17 protein-coding genes are annotated in these 23,492 nt (G+C 72.2%); 7 read left to right on the top strand and 10 right to left on the bottom strand.

Going from position 1 to position 23,492, the window contains the following annotated elements; genetic code table 11:
- Window positions 1–188: 188 nt before the first annotated feature.
- From C6N31_RS30640 to thyX, 3 genes are all read right to left on the bottom strand, one after another.
- A complete protein-coding gene (locus tag C6N31_RS30640; protein WP_138357431.1) occupies window positions 189–1,874 on the bottom strand; it encodes a ribonuclease J in 1,686 nt (561 codons plus the stop codon).
- Window positions 1,875–2,031: 157 nt separating this feature from the next.
- A complete protein-coding gene (dapA, locus tag C6N31_RS30645; RefSeq protein WP_138357430.1) occupies window positions 2,032–2,931 on the bottom strand; it encodes a 4-hydroxy-tetrahydrodipicolinate synthase in 900 nt (299 codons plus the stop codon).
- A 173-nt stretch (window positions 2,932–3,104) separates the two neighbouring features.
- Window positions 3,105–3,842 (bottom strand): FAD-dependent thymidylate synthase, encoded by a 738-nt coding sequence (gene thyX / locus C6N31_RS30650; protein WP_138357429.1) that lies wholly within the window; start codon window positions 3,840–3,842, stop codon window positions 3,105–3,107.
- A gap of 157 nt (window positions 3,843–3,999) precedes the next feature.
- Between thyX and C6N31_RS30655 the strand changes: the two genes are divergently transcribed.
- On the top strand, window positions 4,000–4,242 hold the full coding sequence (locus tag C6N31_RS30655) for a hypothetical protein (protein WP_138357428.1): 243 nt from the start codon (window positions 4,000–4,002) through the stop codon (window positions 4,240–4,242).
- A gap of 73 nt (window positions 4,243–4,315) precedes the next feature.
- Window positions 4,316–4,861 (top strand): SCO5741 family PH domain-containing membrane protein, encoded by a 546-nt coding sequence (locus C6N31_RS30660; protein ID WP_138357427.1) that lies wholly within the window; start codon window positions 4,316–4,318, stop codon window positions 4,859–4,861.
- Window positions 4,862–4,892: 31 nt separating this feature from the next.
- On the opposite strand, the gene C6N31_RS30665 is transcribed toward C6N31_RS30660, so the two are convergent.
- The 5 genes from C6N31_RS30665 to rpsO form a co-directional block, all read right to left on the bottom strand.
- Window positions 4,893–5,348, bottom strand: coding sequence for a tetratricopeptide repeat protein (locus tag C6N31_RS30665; RefSeq protein WP_138357426.1), 456 nt, complete (start codon window positions 5,346–5,348; stop codon window positions 4,893–4,895).
- A 5-nt stretch (window positions 5,349–5,353) separates the two neighbouring features.
- Complete coding sequence (gene dapB, locus C6N31_RS30670; RefSeq protein WP_138357425.1) at window positions 5,354–6,124, bottom strand: 4-hydroxy-tetrahydrodipicolinate reductase; 771 nt, start codon at window positions 6,122–6,124, stop codon at window positions 5,354–5,356.
- Window positions 6,125–6,201: 77 nt separating this feature from the next.
- On the bottom strand, window positions 6,202–7,578 hold the full coding sequence (locus C6N31_RS30675; RefSeq protein WP_164298664.1) for a M16 family metallopeptidase: 1,377 nt from the start codon (window positions 7,576–7,578) through the stop codon (window positions 6,202–6,204).
- Entirely contained in the window at window positions 7,575–9,791 is a 2,217-nt protein-coding gene (locus C6N31_RS30680; RefSeq protein WP_138357423.1) for a polyribonucleotide nucleotidyltransferase, read from the bottom strand. Before C6N31_RS30680 ends, C6N31_RS30675 begins: the two co-directional genes overlap by 4 nt.
- Window positions 9,792–10,058: 267 nt before the next feature.
- On the bottom strand, window positions 10,059–10,346 hold the full coding sequence (gene rpsO, locus C6N31_RS30685) for a 30S ribosomal protein S15 (protein ID WP_138357422.1): 288 nt from the start codon (window positions 10,344–10,346) through the stop codon (window positions 10,059–10,061).
- A gap of 506 nt (window positions 10,347–10,852) precedes the next feature.
- Here rpsO and C6N31_RS30690 point away from each other — a divergent pair.
- From C6N31_RS30690 to C6N31_RS30710, 5 genes are all read left to right on the top strand, one after another.
- A complete protein-coding gene (locus C6N31_RS30690) occupies window positions 10,853–14,251 on the top strand; it encodes an SCO5717 family growth-regulating ATPase (RefSeq protein WP_198358627.1) in 3,399 nt (1,132 codons plus the stop codon).
- A 242-nt stretch (window positions 14,252–14,493) separates the two neighbouring features.
- Entirely contained in the window at window positions 14,494–15,426 is a 933-nt protein-coding gene (locus C6N31_RS30695; RefSeq protein WP_138357404.1) for an ATP-binding cassette domain-containing protein, read from the top strand.
- Window positions 15,423–16,247, top strand: a complete 825-nt coding sequence (locus tag C6N31_RS30700) for an ABC transporter permease subunit (protein WP_138357403.1) — start codon at window positions 15,423–15,425, stop codon at window positions 16,245–16,247. Before C6N31_RS30695 ends, C6N31_RS30700 begins: the two co-directional genes overlap by 4 nt.
- Window positions 16,248–16,251: 4 nt before the next feature.
- The gene (locus tag C6N31_RS30705; protein ID WP_417792612.1) at window positions 16,252–17,490 is read left to right on the top strand and encodes a sensor histidine kinase; all 1,239 of its coding nucleotides are present in this window, start codon (window positions 16,252–16,254) and stop codon (window positions 17,488–17,490) included.
- Window positions 17,487–18,152 carry a response regulator gene (locus C6N31_RS30710; RefSeq protein WP_138357402.1) on the top strand — a complete coding sequence of 222 codons (666 nt, stop codon included), beginning with the start codon at window positions 17,487–17,489 and terminating at the stop codon, window positions 18,150–18,152. The genes C6N31_RS30705 and C6N31_RS30710 overlap by 4 nt, the downstream gene beginning before the upstream one ends.
- Before the next feature lie 10 nt (window positions 18,153–18,162).
- Here C6N31_RS30710 and C6N31_RS30715 read toward each other — a convergent pair whose 3' ends face one another.
- Complete coding sequence (locus C6N31_RS30715; RefSeq protein WP_138357432.1) at window positions 18,163–19,119, bottom strand: bifunctional riboflavin kinase/FAD synthetase; 957 nt, start codon at window positions 19,117–19,119, stop codon at window positions 18,163–18,165.
- A gap of 131 nt (window positions 19,120–19,250) precedes the next feature.
- On the bottom strand, window positions 19,251–23,255 hold the full coding sequence (locus C6N31_RS30720) for a S1 family serine peptidase (protein ID WP_198358628.1): 4,005 nt from the start codon (window positions 23,253–23,255) through the stop codon (window positions 19,251–19,253).
- Window positions 23,256–23,492: the final 237 nt, after the last annotated feature.

Raw genomic sequence — 23,492 nt, forward strand, 5'->3', positions numbered from 1 at the left:
CTTTCGGCTTTCCCGCTGCACCCGACTTTACCAGAAGGTTTCTGTCGGATTTCCCAGCCAATTCGAGTCTGCTCTGGAAACACACGTTTCCGCGGCACTCGTCGAGGCGGTTGTGACAACGTACTGGAGCGGGGCACCCGGATGCAAATCGGTTGCCCCGCTCCGGTGACTGTGCATCAGGTCTGTGCTCAGACCTCGACGACGACCGGAAGGATCATGGGCCGGCGGCGGTAGGTGTCGGACACCCACTTGCCGATCGCACGGCGGATGAGCTGCTGCAACTGCCGTACTTCCACGACGCCGTCGGAGGCCGACCTGGCCATCGCTTCCTCGATCTTCGGGATGACCGCGGAGAACGCCTCGTCGTCGATCCCGGAGCCCCGGGCATGGATGTACGGCCCGCCGACGAGCTTGCCGGTGTTGCTGTCCATGACGACGGTCACGGAGACGATGCCCTCTTCGCCGAGGATCCGGCGGTCCTTGAGGGAGGACTCGGTGACATCGCCGACCGAGAGGCCGTCGACGTACACATAGCCGGCCTGCACCTTGCCCGCGATCTTGGCGACACCGTCGATGAGGTCGACGACGACGCCGTCCTCGGCGATGACGCAGCGGCTCTTGGGAATACCGGTGAGCTGTCCCAGCTCGGCGTTGGCGCGCAGGTGGCGCCATTCGCCGTGGACCGGCATCAGGTTCTTCGGCTTGCAGATGTTGTAGAAGTACAACAGCTCGCCGGCCGAGGCGTGGCCCGAGACGTGGACCTTGGCGTTGCCCTTGTGGACGACGTTGGCGCCCCAGCGGGTCAGACCGTTGATGACGCGGTAGATCGCGGTCTCGTTGCCCGGGATGAGCGACGAGGCCAGGACGACGGTGTCGCCCTCGACGATCCGGATCTGGTGGTCGCGGTTGGCCATCCGGGACAGGGCGGCCATCGGCTCGCCCTGCGAGCCCGTGCAGACCAGGACGACCTTGTTGTCCGGCAGGTCGTCGAGCTGCTTGACGTCCACGATCAGGCCCTGCGGCACCTTGAGGTAGCCGAGGTCACGGGCGATGCCCATGTTGCGGACCATGGAGCGGCCCACGAAGGCGACCTTGCGGCCGCGCTGCTGGGCGCAGTCCAGCACCTGCTGGATGCGGTGGATGTGGCTGGCGAAGCTCGCCAGGATGATCCGCTTCTCCGCCTTGGCGAAGACCTGCTCCAGCGCCTGCGAGATGTCGCGCTCCGGCGGGATGAAGCCGGGGACCTCCGCGTTGGTGGAGTCGGAGAGCAGCAGGTCGATGCCCTCGTCCGCCAGCCGCGCGAAGGCGTGCAGGTCGGTCAGCCGGCCGTCGAGCGGCAGCTGGTCCATCTTGAAGTCGCCGGTGTGCACGACCATGCCCGCGGGGGTGCGGATGGCGACCGCGAGGGCGTCCGGGATGGAGTGGTTGACCGCGATGAACTCGCAGTCGAAGGGGCCGATGCGCTCGCGCTGGCCTTCGGCCACTTCGAGGATGTACGGCCGGATGCGGTGTTCCTGGAGCTTCGCCTCGATGAACGCGATCGTCAGCTTGGAGCCGATCAGCGGGATGTCGTCCCGCTCGCGGAGCAGGAACGGGACGGCGCCGATGTGGTCCTCGTGGCCGTGGGTCAGCACGATGCCGACGATGTCGTCCAGGCGGTCCCGGATCGACGAGAAGTCGGGCAGGATCAGGTCGATACCGGGCTGCTCGTCCTCGGGGAAGAGCACTCCACAGTCGACGATCAGCAGCTTCCCGCCGAATTCGAAGACCGTCATGTTGCGGCCGATTTCGCCGAGGCCGCCGAGCGGTGTGATGCGCAGGCCGCCTTCGGGCAGTGCACGGGGCGGGCCGAGCTCGGGGTGCGGGTGGCTCAAAGTTTCTCCTCACCACGCGCGCCGGGGTCCCGTGTGGACCGCTGGTGCGCGTGACATTGCGTTGTGTCGTCGGTTTGCGTGTACGTGCGTATTCAGTTGTGAAGTCTGTGGTGGTGAAGTCTGCGACCCGCGAGCCCGGGGCTGCGGAAGTCTGTGACTACAGGTGTACCCCGCCTGCGGCGAGATCCTGCTTCAGCTGCTCCGTCTCGCTCCCGGACAGCTCCACGAGCGGCAGCCGCAGCGGCCCCGCGGGAAGTCCCAGGAGTTCGAGGGCGGCCTTGGTGGTCATGACGCCCTGTGTCCTGAACATGCCCGTGAAAATGGGCAGCAGGCGCTGGTGGATCTCGATGGCCTTGGCGGTGTCTCCGGCCAGGTGGGCCTGGAGCAGTGCGCGCAGCTCGGGTGAGACGACATGGCCGACGACGGAGACGAAGCCGACCGCGCCGATCGAGAGCAGCGGCAGGTTGAGCATGTCGTCGCCGGAGTACCAGGCGAGTCCGCTGCGGGCGATGGCCCAGCTCGCCGCGCCGAGGTCGCCCTTGGCGTCCTTGTTGGCGACGATGCGGGGGTGCTCGGCCAGCCGGACGAGGGTCTCCGTGTCGATCGGGACACCGCTGCGGCCGGGGATGTCGTAGAGCATCACCGGCAGGCCGGTGGCATCGGCGATGACCGTGAAGTTCTGGTACAGCCCCTCCTGGGAGGGCTTGCTGTAGTACGGCGTCACGGTGAGCAGGCCGTGCGCGCCGGCCTGCTCGGCCTGGCGCGCGAGCTCGACGCTGTGCCGGGTGTCGTTGGTGCCGACTCCGGCGATGACGAAGGCGCGGTCCCCCACGGCTTCCAGGACGGCCCGTACGAGCTGCCCTTTCTCCACGTTGCTGGTGGTCGGCGACTCGCCGGTGGTGCCGTTGACGACCAGGCCGTCATTGCCTGCGTCGACCAGGTGGGCGGCCAGTCGCTGTGCGCCGTCGAGGTCGAGCGCGCCGTCCGCGGTGAACGGCGTGACCATTGCGGTCAGGACCCGCCCGAAGGGGGTCGTCGGTGTGGAGGTCGGAGCCATGGGTCCAACGCTACTCGTTGTATCTCGGCGCGTGTCGCCTCGGGACCTGCGGAAAGGACTCCGGCGGTGCCTGCTCGGGGGTCCAAGCACTGCCGGAGTCCGTTTCAGCAGCCTAGATGAACTTCGCGAATGCCTGCAATCGGAACACTTCGGACAAATGGCTGTGACGAGCGCTACGGAGCGATACGCCCGTTGCCGTTGAAGGCCGCGTGGGTCAGCGGCATGAGCTTCGCCCACTCGGCTTCCATCTTCTCGCCGACCATCTCGATCTCCCGCTGCGGGAAGGACGGAACGGCCGCCAGCTCGTGCTGCGTACGGAGTCCGAGGAAGTGCATGAGCGAGCGCGCGTTGCAAGTCGCGTACATCGACGAGAACAGCCCCACCGGGAGGACCGCACGGGCCACCTCACGGGCGATGCCGGCGGCCAGCATCTCCTGGTACGCCTCGTACGCCTGGCGGTACGAGGCCTCCATGGCCTCGGTCGTCGCCCGGTGCTGGGCGTCCGTACCGTCCACGAACTCGTACTTGCCCGGACGGCCCTGCTGGACGAGCTTCCGCTCCTGCGCGGGAACGTAGAACACCGGCTGCAGCTCGCGGTAGCGGCCGGACTCCTCGTTGTACGACCAACCGACGCGGTGCCGCATGAACTCGCGGAAGACGAAGATCGGGGCGCTGATGAAGAACGTCATCGAATTGTGCTCGAACGGGCTGCCGTGCCGGTCGCGCATCAAGTAGTTGATCAGGCCCTTGGACCGCTCGGGGTCCTTGGTCAGCTCTTCCAGGGACTGCTCTCCCGCGGTGGACACGCGCGCCGCCCACAGCACGTCCGAGTCCGCGGCGCTGTGCTTGACCAGGTCGACGGTTACCTCACCGCGGAACTGGACGGCGGTCTCGGTGGAGGTGTCGCTCACCGTGGGTCCTTCCTGTCGTCTCAAGGGGCGCGCCCAGCCTAGACGCTGGCGCTGACAGCCCTGGTCATCGCCACAAACCCCACCCCGCCCACCGAATGGCGGACGAGGGTTGTTAGATTGGGAGACTTCCAGCAATTCGGACACAGGAGTGTGCTGCATGTTCCGCCGGGGAGAGCCTGTTCCGTTCGCCTTCATAGCCGAGGCGGAGAGCTTCCAGAGCAACGTCGCTCCTCCGCCCAGAACGCGACCGAGCAGGCTCCGGATCGCGGGACGCGCACTGGGAACGGTGCTGGTGCTCGCCGGACTGGTCGCCGCCGCGCTGCTCGGCGCTCCCGCGCTCGATCCGCACCAGCAGGGCTCGGTCGGCTCGCAACACGAAGAGGCGGCCCGGACGCCCTGAGCTGGTCACCGCGTCGGACGGCAGATAACCTCACCGGTCAGAGCCCCACCTCTGCCGGTAAAGGACCACGCACGTGCCCCTGCCTTTCCTCGCCTCCGACAGCGTCCACGACCAGCGCGAGGCGCCCGCGGCGCTGCCGCACACCCCGCAGGACCGGTGGATGCGCCCGTACCGTCCCGGTCCGTGGCGGGTGGCTACGGCCGCGCTGCTGCTGGTGCTCTCCTCGTACGTGCTCTTCGCCGCGATGATCATCGCCGCCACGGGCGCGCTGCCCGGCGCCGGGCTCTGCCTGGGCGGGGGCGTCCTGGTGATCGTCAGCGCGCTGCGGCTGCTGCGGGTCGGGTTCTGGGTCAGCGGACGCGGGCTGCGGCAGTCCGGGCTCTTCTACACGATCACCGTGCCGTGGGACGGCGTCGGCAGTGTGCGCACCGTGCAGCAGCCGGTGAAGGTGCTGGGGCTGCCGCGCACCGTCCAGGGGCAGGCGCTCGTCGTCACCCGCCGGAACGGCCAGGCGCTGCGGCCGCTGATGACCGACCACAACGCCGACTTCCTCGGGCGCACCGAGGCGTTCGACATGGCGGCCGACGCCATAGAGGGCTGGGCCACCGAACTCCGCTGACGCCCTTCCACGGGCAGCCCGGCGAACCGATTCAGCTCGTGCGTACCGGCTTGCCGTCGCGTAGCGCGATGGCGCGCTGCATGGCCTTGCGGGCCCGCGGGGTGTCGCGGGCGTCGAAGTAGGCGATGGCGAGCCGGAACCAGCTGCGCCAGTCGTCCGGGGAAGCTTCCGTCTCGGCCTGGCGCTTCGCGAAGACCGCGTCGGCCGAGTCACGGTCGATCCGGCCGCTGGGGGTGCGGACGAGCTCGTCGACGGGGAGGCCGCCCTCGGCGTCCAGTTCCCGGGAGAGCCGGTTCGCGTGCCGGGCGAACTGGGTGGTCTGCCACAGGAACCAGGCCCCGATGAACGGCAGCACCAGGACGGCGATGCCGAAGGGCACGGTGATCCACGTGCCCTCCTCCAGGAGCAGCACACCCCGGCTGCCGACCAGGACGAAGTAGCAGACCAGCGCCCCGGCCAGGACGAAGTAGGTCACTTTGGCGCGCACGGCGATCAGTCCTGGTCCAGGCTGTGTTCATCGGCAAGGAAGTGCTCGAGGCCGAAGGTCAGGCCCGGGGTTCCGGTGACCTTCCGGGCGGCGAGCAGGATGCCCGGCATGAAACTGCTGTGGTGCAGCGAGTCGTGCCGGATCGTGAGGGTCTCGCCCGTGTCGCCGAACAGGACTTCCTGGTGGGCGAGCAGGCCGCGCAGCCGCACCGAGTGCACCGGCACCCCGTCGACGTCCGCGCCGCGCGCGCCGTCCAGGCCGTGCGTGGTCGGGTCCTGCTGGCGCGGCATCCCGGCCTTGTCGCGGGCGGCCGCGATGAGCTGGGCGGTCCGGGTGGCGGTGCCGCTGGGGGCGTCCGCCTTCTTGTTGTGGTGCAGTTCGATGACCTCGACGGTCTCGAACCAGCGGGCCGCCTGCTGCGCGAAGCGCATCGTCAGGACCGCGCCGATGGAGAAGTTCGGGGCGATGAGCACTCCGGTGGCCGGGGACTCCGCCAGCCAGCCGTTGAGCGCCATCAGACGCTCCTCGGTCCAGCCGGTGGTTCCCACGACGCCGTGGATGCCGTTGCGGACGCAGAACTCCAGGTTCGTCATGACGGCGTCCGGGTGCGTCAGCTCGACGGCGACCTGCGCGCCGGCGTCGGTGAGCGCCGTCAGCGGGTCGTTCCTACCGAGCGCGGCGACCAGTTCCAGGTCGTCGGCCGCCTCGACGGCCCGCACGGCCTCGGAGCCGATCCGGCCGGTGGCGCCGATGACGGCCACACGGAGCTTGCTCATGCTGATCCGTTCCTCCGGTTGTGCGCCGCGGTCGCGTGCTGCGACCGCGGCGCGGGGTACGACCCGTCGCGCGTGGGTTACGCGACCGATTCGTGCAGACGCGAGGCCTGCTTGTCCTTCAGCGGGCCGATGACGGCCAGCGAGGGACGCTGTCCCAGTACATCGCGGGCGACCGCGCGCACGTCGTCCGGGGTGACGGCGGCGATGCGCTCCAGCATCGAGTCCACCGACATCTGCTCGCCCCAGCACAGCTCGCTCTTGCCGAGGCGGTTCATCAGCGCCCCGGTGTCCTCCAGGCCCAGCACCGTCGAGCCGGACAGCTGGCCGATGGCGCGCTGCAGCTCCTCGTCGGTCAGACCGTGCTCGGACACGTTGTTGAGCTCGTCGCGGCAGATCTTGAGCACCTCGGGGACCCGGCGCGGCTGGCAACCGGCGTAGACGCCGAACAGCCCGCAGTCCGCGAACGACGAGGTGTACGAGTACACCGAGTACGCCAGGCCGCGCTTCTCGCGGACCTCCTGGAACAGCCGTGAGCTCATGCCGCCGCCCAGCGCGGTGTTGAGCACGCCGAGCGCCCAGCGGCGCTCGTCGGTACGGGCCAGGCCCGGCATGCCGAGCACGACGTGCGCCTGCTCGGTCCTGCGGTCCAGCAGCTCGACGCGGCCGGCGGTGCGCAGCGTGCGGGCGCCGGAGCGCGGGTCCATCGGGACGGCGTCGGTGTCGCGCAGGGAGCCGGCGTTCTCGAACGCCTTGCGGACCTGACGGACGACCGTGGCGTGGTCGACGTTCCCGGCCGCGGCGACGACGAGGTGCGTCGGGTCGTAGTGCCGCTTGTAGAAGCGGGCGACCTGGTCGCGGGTGAGGGCGTTGATGGTCTCGACGGTGCCGAGGACCGGGCGGCCCAGCGGGGAGTCACCGAGCATCGCCGTGGTGAACAGGTCGTGGACCTGGTCGCCCGGATCGTCCTCGGTCATCGCGATCTCCTCGAGGACGACGCCGCGCTCGGCGTCGATGTCCTCCTGGCGGATCAGCGAGCCGGTGAGCATGTCGCACACCACGTCGATGGCGAGCGGCAGGTCGTTGTCGAGGACACGTGCGTAGTAGCACGTGTACTCCTTGGCGGTGAACGCGTTCATCTCGCCGCCGACCGCGTCGATCACCGAGGAGATGTCGAGCGCGCTGCGCCGCTTGGTGCCCTTGAAGAGCAGGTGCTCCAGGTAATGGGTGGCGCCGTTCAGCGCCGGGGTCTCGTCGCGGGAGCCGACGCCGACCCAGATGCCGAAGGTCGCGGAGCGGACCGTCGGCAGGGTCTCGGTGACGACGCGCAGACCGCCGGGGAGCACGGTCCTGCGCACGGTGCCGATGCCGTCGGTGCCGGGAATCAGGGTCTGTGTGCGGACGGCCCGCCCCTTGGTGGAGGGACGGGCCGTCACGACAGTGGTGCGAGAGGTCACGAGCCGGACTCGTCCTCGGGGTCGCCCGCTTCTTCACCCTCGATGACCGGGATCAGCGAGAGCTTGCCACGGGCGTCGATCTCGGCGATCTCGACCTGGACCTTGGAGCCCACGGCGAGGACGTCCTCGACGTTCTCGACGCGCTTGCCGCCGGCGAGCTTGCGGATCTGCGAGATGTGCAGCAGACCGTCCTTGCCCGGCATGAGCGAGACGAAGGCACCGAAGGTGGTGGTCTTCACGACGGTGCCGAGGTAGCGCTCGCCGACCTCGGGCATCGTCGGGTTGGCGATCTGGTTGATCACCGCGCGCGCGGCCTCGGCCTGGGAGCCTTCGGTCGCGCCGATGAGGACCGTGCCGTCATCCTCGATGGAGATGTCGGCGCCCGTGTCCTCCTGGATCTGGTTGATCATCTTGCCCTTGGGGCCGATGACCTCGCCGATCTTGTCCACGGGGATCTTGATGCTGATGATCCGCGGTGCGTTCGGGGACATCTCGTCCGGAACGTCGATCGCCTCGTTCATCACATCGAGGATGTGGAGGCGGGCGTCGCGAGCCTGCTTCAGCGCGGCGGCCAGGACCGAGGCGGGGATGCCGTCGAGCTTGGTGTCGAGCTGCAGCGCGGTGACGAAGGTCTTCGTACCGGCGACCTTGAAGTCCATGTCGCCGAACGCGTCTTCCGCACCGAGGATGTCGGTGAGGGCGACGTAGTGCGTCTTGCCGTCGATCTCCTCGGAGATCAGACCCATGGCGATACCGGCGACGGGGGCCTTGAGCGGCACACCGGCGTTCAGCAGCGACATGGTGGAGGCGCAGACCGAGCCCATGGACGTCGAGCCGTTGGAGCTCAGCGCCTCGGAGACCTGGCGGATCGCGTACGGGAAGTCCTCGCGGGACGGCAGCACGGGCAGGATCGCCCGCTCGGCCAGCGCGCCGTGACCGATCTCGCGGCGCTTCGGCGAACCGACGCGGCCCGTCTCACCGACGGAGTACGGCGGGAAGTTGTAGTTGTGCATGTAGCGCTTGCGCGTCTCGGGCGCCAGCGTGTCCATCTGCTGCTCCATGCGGAGCATGTTCAGCGTGGTGACACCCAGGATCTGGGTCTCGCCGCGCTCGAACAGGGCGGAACCGTGGACGCGCGGGATGGCCTCGACCTCGGCGGCCAGCGTACGGATGTCCGTCACGCCACGGCCGTCGATGCGGACCTTGTCCTTGATGACGCGCTCGCGGACCAGCTTCTTGGTCAGCGAACGGTACGCGGCGGAGATCTCCTTCTCGCGGCCTTCGAACTTCGGGAGAAGCTTCTCGGCGGCGATGGCCTTGACGCGGTCCAGCTCGGCCTCGCGGGCCTGCTTGCCGGGGATCGTCAGGGCCTGGGCGAGCTCACCGGTGACGGCCTCGGACAGGGCGGCGAAGACGTCGTCCTGGTAGTCGAGGTAGCGCGGGAACTCGGCGGTCGGCTTGGCGGCCTTGGCCGCCAGCTCGGACTGCGCCTTGCACAGGGCCTTGATGAAGGGCTTCGAGGCTTCGAGGCCGGCGGCCACGATCTCCTCGGTCGGCGCCTCGGCGCCACCCTCGACGAGCGCGATCGTGCGGGCGGTGGCCTCGGCCTCCACCATCATGATCGCGACGTCGCCGTCCTCGAGGGCGCGGCCGGCCACGACCATGTCGAAGACGGCGTCCTCGAGCTGGCTGTGACGCGGGAAGGCGACCCACTGGCCCTTGATCAGTGCGACGCGGACGCCGCCGATCGGGCCGGAGAAGGGGAGACCGGCGAGCTGCGTCGAGGCGGAGGCGGCGTTGATCGCGACCACGTCGTACAGGTCATCGGGGTTGAGCGCCATGATCGTGCAGACGACCTGGATCTCGTTGCGCAGGCCCTTGGCGAAGGACGGGCGCAGCGGGCGGTCGATCAGACGGCAGGTGAGGATCGCGTCCTCGGAGGGGCGCCCTTCGCGGCGGAAGAACGAACCGGGGATCCGGCCGGCCGCGTACATGCGCTCCTCGACGTCCACCGTGAGGGGGAAGAAGTCGAGGTTCTCCTTGGGGTGCTTCGAGGCACTGGTGGCCGACAGCACCATGGTGTCGTCGTCCAGGTAGGCCACGGCGGAGCCGGCGGCCTGACGGGCCAGACGGCCCGTCTCGAAGCGGATGGTGCGGGTGCCGAAGGAACCGTTGTCGATAACGGCCTCGGCGTAGTGGGTCTCGTTCTCCACTATGGGGATTCTCCTCATTCATGTCCCAGGGCGTATCCCGGGGACCTTCGGTGAGGGGAAGCGTCCCGCCAGGGGCCGGTCTTCGATCGAAGCCTTCGGGGAGTCCTGCTGCCCGGAGGCCACTACCGAGGACCGGCGTTCGTGGCTCATTAGGAGGACGCTCCTCCTCGTGTGTTACAGCGTGCTCACACCAGACTACAAAGAATCGCCGGTCGAGTACGCAAAGGGAGCGGCTCCCGGGTGGGAACCGCTCCCCCGCACAACGTCCTACTTGGCGCCGGCCGCACCGCGGCGGATGCCGAGGCGCTCGACCAGGGCGCGGAAGCGCGTGATGTCCTTCTTGGCCAGGTACTGCAGCAGACGGCGGCGCTGGCCGACGAGCAGCAGCAGACCACGGCGGGAGTGGTGGTCGTGCTTGTGCAGCTTGAGGTGCTCGGTGAGGTCCGAGATACGGCGCGAGAGCATCGCGACCTGCACCTCGGGGGAGCCCGTGTCGCCCTCCTTGGCACCGAACTCGGCGATGATCTGCTTCTTCGTCGCGGCGTCGAGCGGCATACGAACTCCTCAGGTGTTGGTTTGCCTCCGAGTGCCCCTGGACTGGAATCACAGGCGATCTTGGATAACTCTGGAGGCGAGGACGCGGGTTCTTACACACACATCCGTCAGCCAGGGTACCAGCCGCACGGGCGACGCTTCGCCGCGCGGGTCCGGGGGCCGAACGGGAGCGCCGGCCGGGGCCGGCCGGGAGTGCGGGCCGGAGGGGACGGCGAGTGCGGGCCGGAGGGGCGGGCCTGCCGTGGAACTGCCGCCGATGATTAGGCTGTCCCTCAGAGCGGCAGGAGCAGATAGCGGGCGGACAGCCCGAGCGGGGCACGGAAAGGCTGCTGCGGCACGCGGGGGAGGGGATCGACGATGAAACACGCCGGGTTCTCCGGCTCCGTCCGTCGCGGGGATCGTCACACGTTCGACGACCGGTTCCGGGCCGCAGCAGGCCGTCAGCGCTCCACCGACCGTGCGTCCCTGTCGTTCGGATGCGTTTCAGAGATATACCAGGAGGCATTGTGAGCAGCGATCGGGACGAGAACCGCGTGGGCGGGGCCGCCCCTGTCGAGGAGCAAGGCGACGCCGACTACACCGGTGAGTTCACCTTCGACTACACGCCGCCCGCCTGGTACATGCAGAACGCCGGTGGGGACGACAGCGGTGACAGCGGCGACGACCCGGATACGGGCTCCGGTGCCGATGACGCTCCGGCTCCCGCGGCGGTGGAGGAGTCCCGGCCCGAGCCTGAGATCGAGGCCCGGGTGACGCCTCCGGTGGCGCCCGCTCCTCCTGCTCCGCTGCCCTTGAACCCGGTTTCGTCGCCTCCCGCACCGCCGGCTGCGCCGTTCGCGGCGCCGTCACCGGCTCCTGAGGCCGCGAGCGAGCCGTCCTGGTCGGCGACATCGGTGCCGTTCGTTCCGGCGCCCGCACCTGCTCCTGCTCCTGCTCCTGCTCCTGCTCCTGCTCCTGCTGCGGCAGCGGCTCCGGAACCGGCTGCCGCCGAGGCTGCGGCGCCCGCGCCCGCCGCTTCCGCTGTTCCGGCGTTCCCGACGCTCAAGCCGAGCGTCGGCGAGGACCGTCCCGCGGACGCCCCCGTGGCGGTGCCCGAGCGGGACGACGACGAGCTGCCGGGCGCGGTGCGGAGCGAGTCGACGGTGCGGATCGCGCCCGGGTCGCTGCGCGCGCGGCCCGGAGCGGGTACGGCCGAGACCCCGTCGGCGCCCGTGGAGCCGGAGCCGAAGCCGGCACCGGTGGTGGACGCTCCGCCGTCCGAGGGTCCGGTGTGGGTGCCGACGCCGCCGCCGGCCCCGGTCGCGCCGTGGTCGCCGGCTCCTCCGCAGAGCGCGGTCCCGCCGCTGCCGCCGCACTTCCAGGCCGCGGACGCCCCCGCGCCGCCGCTCCCCGACGACCGGGCCACCCCGCCCACGGGTGCGCCCTGGCCGGCTCCCGCGCAGTCCGCGCCGACGCCTCCTGGTGCCGACTACACGTTCGCTCCCCCGGCGCCGTCCGACACCGTCGAGCCCGCCGCTCCGCCGGCCGGCTACGGCTTCCCGCCGGCCCAGCCGGGACCGGGCACGCCGAACCTCCCCGCCCCGCGCGCGGCGGCGCCGCTGCCGCAGGGCGGATACGGCTTCCCGCGGCCCGCCGACGCACCCGTAACCGCGCCCGCGCCGGCGCCCGTCCCGGAGGACCGGCAGGAAGACCGCACTCCCCCGCCGCAGCCGGCGTACGGATTCCCGCAGACGGGAGCGCAGCGACCGCCGCTCGCGCAGGACGGCTACGGGTTCCCGCGACCCGCCGCCGACGCGCCCGCCCCTGCGCCCACACCGGCTCCGGCTCCGGCTCCGCAGGACTCCGCACCGGCGCCCGCGCCGGAGGACCGTACGCCGCCGCCCGCGCCCTGGCCGGCCCCCGCCCCGGCACCGGCCCCCGCGCCGCAGCCCGAGTACGGGTTCCCGCCGGCCGGAGCGCAGCCCCAGCCCCAGTTGTCGCAGCAGCCGCCGCAGGGTGGGTACGGGTTCCCGCAGCCCGCAGACGCTCCCCCGGCGCCGCAGGTGCCCGAGGACCGCGCTCCCGCGCCGTCGGCCGCCCCGTGGCCGAGCCCCAATCCGCCGGCGCCGCAGCCTGGTTACGGGTTCCCGCAGAGCGGTCAGCCGCAGCCGGGCACGTACGCGCCGCTGCCGCAGCCCGCTCCGGAGGACCGCGCCGCTCCGCCCACCGGCGCGCCCTGGCCCAACCCGGCGCTGCCCCCGGCCGCCCCCGCCCAGGCCCCGGCGCCGGCGCCCCAGCAGGGTTACGGATTCCCGCAGAGCGGAGCTCCGCAGCCGCCCGTCGCGCCCGGTCCTGAGGCGTCCGCGCCCATGCCGCCGGCCGGCTACGGATTCCCGCCGCCCGCGGCGCCGTTGCCGCCGGAGGCCAACCCCGGTGCGGCGTTGCAGCCGCTGCCGCCGCACGGCGGGTACGGATTCCCGCCGCCGGGACAGCAGCCGCAGGCCCAGCCGCCGGCCCCGCAGCAACAGCAGCCGCCGCAGCCCCAGCAGTACGCGCCGCCGCAGGCCCAACCGCAGGTCCAGCCGCAGCACCCGGCTCCGGCGGAGGACCCGTCGGCCGATCCGCGTACCGGTGGCTGGCCGACGGTGACGCCGGACCAGCGGCAGCGTTCGGTGCAGGGCGCGCCGCTCGGCTACACCGCGGCCGTCGAGCTGTCGTCGGACCGGCTGCTGAAGAACCAGCCGAAGCCGAAGCGGCCCGGTGCCAACGCGACGCCGTCGCGGTTCAAGCTCGGCGGCAAGAAGGAGGAGGCGGAGCGGCAGCGGAAGCTGGAGCTGATCCGTACTCCGGTGCTGTCCTGCTACCGGATCGCGGTGATCAGCCTCAAGGGCGGCGTCGGCAAGACCACGACGACCACCGCTCTGGGCTCGACGCTGGCGACCGAGCGCCAGGACAAGATCCTCGCGATCGACGCCAACCCGGACGCCGGCACGCTCGGCCGCCGGGTCCGCCGGGAGACCGGTGCAACCATCCGTGACCTGGTGCAGGCGATCCCGTACCTCAACAGCTACATGGACATCCGGCGGTTCACCTCGCAGGCGTCCTCCGGGCTGGAGATCATCGCCAACGACGTGGACCCGGCCGTGTCGACCGCGTTCAACGACGAGGACTACCGCCGGGTCCTCGACGTGCTGGGCAAGCAGTACCCGATCATCCTCACCGACTCGGGTACCGGTCTGCTCTACAGCGCGATGCGCGGCGTGCTCGACCTGGCCGACCAGCTGATCATCGTGTCCACACCGTCCGTCGACGGCGCGAGCAGCGCGAGCACCACGCTGGACTGGCTGTCGGCGCACGGCTACGCAGAACTGGTGCAGCGCAGCATCACGGTCATCTCCGGGGTCCGCGAGACCGGAAAGATGATCAAGGTGGACGACATCGTCGCCCACTTCCAGACGCGCTGCCGCGGGGTGATGGTCGTCCCGTTCGACGAGCACCTGGCCGCGGGCGCCGAGGTCGACCTCGACATGATGCGTCCCAAGACCCGGGAGGCGTACTTCAACCTCTCGGCGATGGTCGCCGAGGACTTCATCCGCGCGCAGCAGGCGCAGGGGCTGTGGACCGCCGACGGGAACCCGCCGCCGCACCTGGCACCGCCGGTCCCCGGCCAGCAGCAGGGTCCGCAGCAGGGCCAGCCGCAGTACCAGCAGCAGCAGCCGCCTCCGCCCGGGTTCCACGGCCAGCCGCCCCAGGGTCCGGGCCAGCCGTATCCGCAGGCACCTCAGCCGCCGCAGCAGTACCAGCCGCAGGCGCCGCAGCCGTACCAGCCGCAGCCCCAGCAGGGCTGGCCGCAGCAGCCGCCGCAGCAGCAGGCACCGCCCGAGCAGCCGCCGGGCTACGGCTACCCGCCGCCGCCTCAGCAATAGCTCGGAGCAGTAGCGCGGAGCAGTAACCACAGCACCACTCCGGAGGGTCCCGCCGCACCAGCGGCGGGACCCTCTTCGCGCAGGGGAACGGACCGCGGCGTACATCACCGGGTGTAGTCCCGTTCCATCCCGGGATGCAGCCGGGCGCCCGGGAGTTCCGCCTGTGGGTCATCGTGCGCGCCCTGGTCGGCGGCCTAGCGTTGGGGCATCCCCCGATCGCTGCCGGCCACGAGGACCTTCCGATGATCGAAGCCCACGCACTCACCAAGCGCTACGGCGAGCGCACCGCCGTCGAGGACCTCAGCTTCACCGTGCGGCCGGGCGCCGTCACCGGTTTCCTCGGCCCGAACGGCGCCGGGAAGTCCACCACGATGCGGATGATCCTGGGCCTGGACGCCCCGTCGGCCGGCCGGGTCACGGTGAACGGCCGCCACTACGCCGACCACCGGGCCCCGCTGCACGAGGTCGGCGCGATGCTGGAGGCCCGTGCGATCCACACCGGGCGCTCGGCGTACCACCACCTCCTGGCGCTCGCCGTCACGACGGGCATTCCGCGCGGCCGGGTCGACGAGGTGATCGACCTCGTGGGTCTGCGCGAGGTCGCGAGGAAGCGCGCGGGCGGCTTCTCGCTCGGTATGGGGCAGCGCCTCGGCATCGCGAGCGCGCTGCTCGGCGACCCTGCGACGCTGCTCCTGGACGAGCCGGTGAACGGCCTGGGCCCCGAGGGCATCCTGTGGATCCGCAATCTGCTGCGGAGCCTGGCCGCCGAAGGACGTACGGTCCTGGTCTCGTCGCACCTGATGTCCGAGATGGCGCTGACCGCCGAGCACCTGATCGTCATCGGCCGCGGCCGGCTGATCGCCGACACCTCCGTGGCGGAGTTCGTCCGCGGCGCGGCGGGCACCTCGGTACGGGTGCGGACCGATGACGCGGAGCGGCTGCGGAGGCTGCTGGCGGGTCCCGAGGTGACCGTGGCGTCGGAGGCGGCGGGGGTGCTGGAGGTAACCGGTCTGACCAGCGACCGGATCGGCAGGATCGCCGCCGACCACGCCATCGCGCTGGCGGAGCTGACCCCGCAACAGGCCTCCCTGGAGCAGGCGTTCATGGAACTCACCCGGGACGCCGTGGAGTACCAGGCGCCTCCCGTCGCAGATCACGAAGGACGTGCGGCATGACCACTCTCCCCGCCCGCCCGGCCGCCGCGAGCGGCCCCGCCGTCCGCGGCCACGTCACCCAGCTCCGGGTGCTGCACTCCGAGTGGATCAAGCTGCGCACCCTGCGGTCCACGCTCGTCACGCTGACCGCCGCCGTGGTCGTGATGATCGGCCTCGGACTGCTCTTCTGCGCGGTCAGCGCGAACCGCTGGCCGCATATGGACCGGGGTGAACAGCTCAGGTTCAGCGCGGCCGGGGTGAGCGTGCGTGGCTTCCTGCTCGCGCAGCTCGCCGTCGCGGTCCTCGGTGTCCTCGTCGTCTCCGGCGAGTACGCGACCGGCATGATCCGCGCGACGCTCTCCGCCGTCCCGCGACGGCTTCCGGTGCTGTGGGCGAAGGCCGCCGTGTACACGGCGGTGACGTTCCTCGCGATGACGACGGCGTCGCTCGTCGCGTTCCTGGCCGGCCAGGCGATCCTGTCGTCGCAGCACATCGGTACGTCCCTCGGCGCGCCCGGCGCCGCCCGCATGGTGTTCGGCGCCGGCCTGTACCTCACCGTCGTCGGCCTGCTGAGCGTGGCGCTCGGCACCCTCATCCGCAGTACGGCGGGCGGCATCGCCACCGTCTTCGGGCTGCTCATGGTGCTGCCGCTGCTGACCGAGGCGCTGCCGACGACCTGGTCCATCAGCGAGTACCTGCCGAGCAATGCGGGACAGGCGCTGCTGGCGGCCCACCGGGAGCCGCATATCTTGGCCCCATGGACCGGCTTCGCAGTCTTCTGTCTCTACACGGTCGTCGCCCTGGCAGCGGCGGCGGCAGCGCTCAAGCGCCGGGACGCGTGAGGCGGTGACGCCCGCCGCGCCCGCGCTCCGGCGGACGGTGCGGTCCTGGCGCGCCCACCTCGGGCGCGCCAGGCTGCTGGTGCGGGCGAAGCTGCCGCCGGTCGCCGTCGACGCGGTGCTCACCGCGGCGCTGCTGTTCGCGACGGCGGGCCTGGCTCACCGTGATCTGTCCCGCTCGACATCCCTCGTGGTCTTCCAGTGGCTGCTGCTGATCCCGCTGGTGTGGCGGCGCCGGGCCCCGCTGGCCGTCTTCGGTGCCATGGCGGCGGTCGCGTTCCTCCAATGGCTGGCGGGAGCCCCGCTGCCCGCCGATGTCGCGCTGCTCATCGCGCTGTACACCGTGGCCGCCCACTCCTCCCGGCTCCGGACGCTGTCGGCCGTCGGCGTGCTCGAACTCGGCGCTCTGCTGGCCTCGTTGACCTGGGCGACGCACGGACGCACCACCCAGTCGTTCATCGCGCTGTCGGCGATGGTGATCGCCGCCGCCGTGACCGGGGTCAACGTGCGCACCCGGCGCGCCTACCTCGCCGCGCTGGAGGACCGGGCCGGACGGCTGGAGCGGGAGCGCGACCAGCAGGCGCAGCTCGCGGTGGCCGGTGAACGAGCCAGGATCGCCCGCGAGATGCACGACATCGTCACGCACAACCTGTCGGTGATGGTCGCGCTCGCCGACGGCGCGGTCTTCGCGCAGGAGCGGCACCCGGAGAAGGCGGCCGCCGCGATGCGGCAGGTGTCCGGGACCGGCCGGCAGGCCATCACCGACATGCGCCGGTTCCTCGGGGTGCTGCGCGCCGACGAACCCGACGCGCTGCGCCATCCCATGCCCGGCATCGCCCAGTTGGAGCCGCTCGCCGAACAGGTGCGCGCCGCCGGACTGCCGACCCGTCTGAGCGTCAGCGGAAACCCGGCCGCGGCCACCGCGGCGGCCCAACTCACCGTCTACCGACTGGTACAGGAAGCCTTGACCAACACCCTCAAGCACGCCCCGGCCGGCACCCGTGCCGAGGTCCGGGTGCGCTGCTCCCCCGATTCCGTCCGGGTGGACATCACCGACGACGGCCCCGCCGCGCCCGCGACCGCGGATCCGTCCCCTACCGCGTCCGGGCACGGGATTCCCGGGATGCGCGAACGGGCCGCCGCGTACGGCGGGCAGCTCGACGCGGGCCCGCAGCCGGACGGCGGCTGGCGGGTCTCGGCCGTGCTCACCCTGAATCCTCCCCAGGACGGGGACGGTGCGCTGTGACGATCCGGGTGCTTCTCGTCGACGACGAACCGCTGCTGCGGATGGCCTTCACGATGGTCCTCGACGCCCAGCCCGACATGGAGCCGGTCGGCGAGGCCGCCGACGGCGCCGAGGCCGTCCGCCTCACCCTCGCGCTGCGGCCCGATGTGGTGCTGATGGACGTCCGGATGCCCGGCACGGACGGGATCGAGGCCACCGGCCGGATCGTCGATTCCTGCCCGGAGACCCGGGTGCTCATCCTGACCACGTTCGACCTGGACGAATACGCCTTCGCGGGGCTGCGGGCGGGCGCCTCCGGCTTCCTGCTCAAGAACGCGCTCCCCGAGGAGCTGCTCGCCGCGATCCGCTCGGTCGCCGCGGGCGACGCCGTCGTCGCGCCACGGATCACCCGCCGCCTGCTGGAGAACTTCGCCCACCAGCTCCCGGCCGGAACCGGTGCGGCGGACGGTGACGAGCGCCTGGGCCGGCTCACCGCCCGGGAGCGCGAGGTCCTCGTCGAGGTCGGCCGCGGGCTGTCCAACACGGAGATCGCCGCGGGTCTGCACCTCGCCGAGGCGACGGTGAAGACCCATCTGAGCCGGATCCTGGTCAAGCTCGGGCTGCGCGACCGCGTACAGGCGGTCGTCTTCGCGTACGAGACCCGGCTGATCAGACCGTCCTAGGCCGACGGCGCTACTCGGGTGTCGGCGCCGCGTCGATCAGTTCGCGGGACTGCTTCACGTCCTCCGCCATCCGCACCAGCAGCGCGTCGATCGAGTCGAACTTCTCCATCCCCCGCAGATACGCGAGGAAGTCGACGGCCACGTGCAGCCCGTACAGATCCAGCCCGACGCGGTCGATCGCGTACGCCTCGACCGTGCGTGCCGTGCCGTCGAAGGTCGGGTTCGTGCCGACCGAGATGGCGGCGGGCATCGGCTCGCCGTCGACGTGCAGCCAGCCGGCGTACACGCCGTCCGCGGGGATCGCCGTGTGCGGCAGCGTCTCCACGTTCGCCGTCGGGAAGCCCAGCTCGCGGCCGCGCTGCGCGCCCCGGACGACGACGCCCTCGACGCGGTGCGGACGGCCCAGGATCTCCATCGCGCCCGCCACGTCGCCCTCGGCGACCAGCCGGCGCGTCATCGTCGAAGAGAACGGCTCGCCGCCGCCCGCGGAGCCGCGCACGTACAGATCCACGACGTCGACCTCGTAGTCGTACTTCAGGCCCATCGCGGAGAGGAACTCGACGTCACCGGCGGCCTTGTGCCCGAACCGGAAGTTCGGGCCTTCGACGACGAGCTTCGCGCGCAGCGCGTCGACGAGCACCGTCCGCACGAAATCGCCGGGCGACAGCTTCGAGAACTCCGCGGTGAAGGGAAGGATGAGCAGCGCGTCGACGCCCAGTCCCGCCATCAGCTCGGCACGGCGGTGGTGCGCGGACAGCAGCGGCGGGTGGCTGCCCGGCCGGACGACCTCGCTCGGGTGCGGATCGAACGTGACGACCACCGACCGGACACCCAGCTCACGGGCGCGGTCGACAGCGCGCCCGATGATCAGCTGATGCCCCCTGTGCACGCCGTCGTAGGAGCCGATGGTGACGACGCTGCGTCCCCAGTCCCCGGGAACGTCCTCCAAGCCCCGCCAGCGCTGCACCTTGACGCTCCGCTTCATCGTCGTACCGAATAGCTGTGTATGCCTGTACGGGTCCAAGCCTGCCATGTCCCCGTGCCGGGCTCAGCCACCGGCCCCGCCGCCGCGCCCGCGGCACGGGCCGCGACCTGCCCCTACGGGGTGGACGGTACGGCGAGTTGTTCGCACAGCCGGCGGGCGCTGGGGCCGATGACGGCGTCCCAGGCGCCGTCGGAGTCCAGCCAGCCGCGGACCAGCCGGGCGAAGCACGGGGAGGCGGCGGCGAGCTGGACGAGCCGCCGGTCGAAGTGCGCGGCGCCTTCGGGGGTGCGCCCGAGCAGCAGGCCGAGACGGTGCACGAGATCGCGGGTGAGCAGCGGCGGGCGGCGGGCGCAGCCGTCCGCTGCGGCGCCGAGCAGCGCGTCCAGGACGTCGGCGTCCCGTTCGCGTTCCAGGGCCACGTCGAGCAGTTCCTGGCGCATCGGCCGGGAGATGTGGCTGCCGGGCGCGGCGAGCACCGGGGCGACCGCGCGCCGCACCTCCGGCGGGTGTTCCCGCAGCAACTCCACTACCAGCGGAAACACCACCGCGCGGGCGGAGGCGCCCTGCTCGAGCCGCCGGTCGAGGAACTCCGCCGCATGGACGGCGCCCTCCGGCCGGTGCCGCAGATGGTCCCGTACGAGGCCGGCCGCGCGGCGGGCCAGCGCGGGAGTGGTCACCGCCGCCAGCTCGCGCAGCACCTCGCCGGCGCCGGCGCCCGGCTCCCGCAGCCGGGCCTGGAACGCGGCGAGCACCGGTTCCGGATGCGAGGCGAGCGCGGCGGCGAGGGCGCCGGCCGGCAGCTGTGGATCGCCCGCGGCGAAGTGGGTGAGCGCGGCCGGCAGGTGCCGGGAGCGGGTCGCGGGGTCGCGGACGAGGAGGGCCAGCGCCGCTCCGTGCAGCGTGCAGTCCTCGGTGCGGGCGAGCATCGCCAGCGCCGCGTACCGCAGCAGTTCCCGGTCGGCGTCGGACCGTACGTAGGGCGCGGCGCGCACCCCGTACGCGGCGGCGGCGACGTGCCGGGCGGGCCGTTCCTCGTGGGCCCAGCGGTCGACGGCGCGGCAGACCGCCGACGGTTCGTCCTCCGCGAGGGCTGCCAGCAGTTCATCGGCGCCGGGGTGCGCGGCTTCGACCAGCGCCTCGGTCAGATCGTCCACGGCGCGGTGCCGGTGGGTGTGCAGCAGCGCCTGGACGGCGGCGGCCACGGTCGGGCGCGGGCCTTTGAGCGCCGTGTCCGTCTGCAGCGGCCGGTCGTCGCCGAACCAGCCGCAGATCACGGGCAGCGCGGCGCGCGGGGCGTCGCAGAGCAGTTCCCCGACGGTCGGGAGGAAGCGCTCGGCGGGACCCGGCGAGCCCGGGACGCCGTGCACGTTCTGCGGATGCGGGTTCTGCGGGTTCTGCGGGTTCTGCGAGGGTGGGCCGTCGGCGGGCAGGAGCAGCCGCAGCAGGTCGAGCCGCTCCCCCAGCGGCAGCTCCAGCCGCCGCCAGAACCACGGACCGAACTCCGCCAGGCCGCCGAGGCCCTGCGGACCGAACCCGCCGCGTTCGATCGACCGCACGGTGATCCGCTCCGCCAGCAGCCGCAGCACACCCCGGTACTGGCCGGCGTCCGGCACCCGCAGCAGGACCTCGCCCAGCAGATGCGCCGCCCACCACACGGCGTCCGCCCGCCGGGCCGCCTCCGGCGCGGGCAGGGGTGGCCGTGACTCTCCGCTCGGACCGGCTTCGGGGGCCGCCGCCGGGGCCGGCCCCGGCGCGACCGGACTCCGGGGCGGCGGTACCGCCGCGCGCCCCGCACCGGGCCGCCGGTTGGGGACGGTGTCCGCGTCGAGATCCGCCTCGTCCGCCGGCGGATCGTCGAACGCGGGTCGGTCCATGAGGCGGTCCATCAGGGCGGGAGCCGGGGCGGCTGCCGCGTCCGGCTCCCCCTCCGACGCTCCCTCCGGCTCCCCGACCACAGGTGGCCAGGGCGGTGTCCGGGGTGGCGTCTGCGGCTTTGGCGGGGCGGCGAGGCGGCTCGGTTCCGCGGCCTGCTGGTCGAGGGCGTGGATCAGCGTTTCGAGATGCCGGGCGAGCGCGGTGGGGCCGGACTGGCGGGCGGTGAGCAGCAGGGACTGGATGACGGGGCCGATGCGGTGGCGGGGCACCGGAAGCGAGTGCGGAGCGGCGGCGGGGCCGACCGGAGGGGCCGGCGGCACGGTGTGCCCGGGGGCGTGACCGGCGCGGGCCCCGGGGCGCGACGGCAGCCGGACCGGGGCCTCCGCGGCGCCCGCCGGGGCGGCGAACCACCGGTGGACGAGGGCGAACAGGGCCTCGTCGAGGTCAAGGTGCAGCCCTTGCAGCCAGTCGGCGAACTCCTCGTGCGCGAAGCGGTATCCCGCTCCGGCCGGGACGACGAGGCCTTCGGTGAGGACGGCCGAGGCCCAGCCCGTACGCCAGGGGAAGAGGTCCTCGAAGGACTCCCGGTCCAGCTCGCCCTGGCCGGGCCCCAGACAGCGCCGCGCCGCCTCGTGCACCTGCCCGGCGACCCGGGCGGCCAGCCGCCGGACGGCAGTCCCCCGGGCGGGGCTCTCGGCGCCCGCCGTCAGCCGGACGGCGATCCGCAGGCACACCAGGTCCAGATAGGCCGAGAAGATCTCCGCACGGCCGGGCACGGCGTCCTCAGCGGCGGGCGTTCCCACCGGGTCGGGCACCGCCGGTTCCGGGAGGGCCGCGCGGATCTCGGCGAACAGCCGCAGGGCCAGCGGATGGGCGGCGTCGGTCGCGGCCAGCGCCCCGGGCGGGATGCCGTACCGGGCCCTGGCGCGGACGGCCTGCCGCTCCGGGAGGTCGCCGAGCCGGACGCAGAACGGCAGCGCGCGGGCCGGGGCGCCGGGCGGTACGGCCGGCGCCTCCTCGGGCACATGGAGCATCCCGGCGGGGAACAGGGCGCCCGCCTGCTCCCAGTACTCGGGGCGGCACGCCACGACCAGCCGGACGCCGCCCGCCCGCAGCCAACTCGCCGTACCGGCCGTCCAGTCGGGCAGCGCGTGCGCCAGAACGGGCGGCATCTCCTCCGGACCGTCGAGCAGCACGAGCAGCGGGCGGCCCGCCGACCGGGCCAGGTCCGCGACCGCGTCCGGGGACGCGACGGGCGCCTCGCCCCTGCTGTCGCCGGCCGCCGCCGAGACGATCCGCGCGGCGGTGCGCAGCGAGCGTTCCACCGCGTCCTTCAACCCGCCGTCGCCCGGCCGCAGTTCGGCGCCGCGCAGCCATACCGTCGGGGCGGGCTCCGCGCCCCGGGCGCGGCGTGCGGCGAGCGCCGCCAGTTCGGTGGTGCGCCCGCAGCCGGGGTCGCCGACCAGACCCAGGACGAGCGGTCCGCGGTCCCCTCCCCCGCTGAGGAAGTCGCGCAGCTCGTCCTCGGTCCCCGGCCTGGCGACCGGCTCACGCCATTCGCGCGGTACGGCCGCGGAACCGACCGAGGTGGCCGTCAACTGCAGCGCGCCGGCGAGGTTGAGGTGCGGCCCGTAGGCGGGCACGGTGGCGGCGTTGCGGGCGAGCAGTTCCGCCAGCGGCCCCGACCCGGCCCGCAGCGGGACGGCGAAGCCGCCGGCCCGGTGCCCGGCGTGCAGTGCGGTGGCGATGACGGCCAGCACCGCTCCGGTCTCCGCGTCGATCACGGGGCTGCCGGACGCCTGCGGGTGGACCCGCAGCACCTCCGGGCTGTCGAGGGCGAGTTCGTAGACCTCGTCCAGGAGATGGAATCGGTCGGTCGCGGTGTACGTCACGGACGCGGTGCCGACGACGACGGCGTCCGTCCAGCCGCGGGCCCGCAGCCGCACCCGGCGTTCGGAGTGCGCGGGCCCGGAGACGGCGACCGGCAGCGGCCGCAGACTGATGCCTTCGGTCGCGACGAGCGCGAGTCCCAGTTCCGGCAGCGGCGTGATCGCGTCCGCACCGACGAGGCAGACCTGGTCGCCGGGGGCGTGCAGCACCAGCCGGGCCAGTCCGTCGACGGCTTCGTGACTCGTCAGGAGAGTGCCGCCGAGATCGGCGAGGAATCCGGTACCGCGCGGCCGCCCGGCCAGATCGCACACCCGCACCAAGGCATCGTCACCGTCGCAGGGCCGCACCGCCATCCGCGCACCTCCCCGCTGGTCAACCGCCTTCCACGGTATGCCCACGGTGATCGCCCGCTATTGATCGCGCACCCAACGCGCCCCCGTACACCCCGAAGTTCACTCCGAGCGCCCACCCGTTGGGGTGAATTCCGGGTGTGAGGAGGATAGGTATACGAGCAGGAGGGGGATCGTGGAGCGGGCGTCCGCGCGGGGACACGGACGCCCGCTCCACGATGGGGGCCTGACCGTGCCCTA

Source organism: Streptomyces fildesensis (assembly GCF_016107395.1).
GTDB classification, from domain to species: Bacteria; Actinomycetota; Actinomycetes; order Streptomycetales; family Streptomycetaceae; genus Actinacidiphila; species Actinacidiphila fildesensis.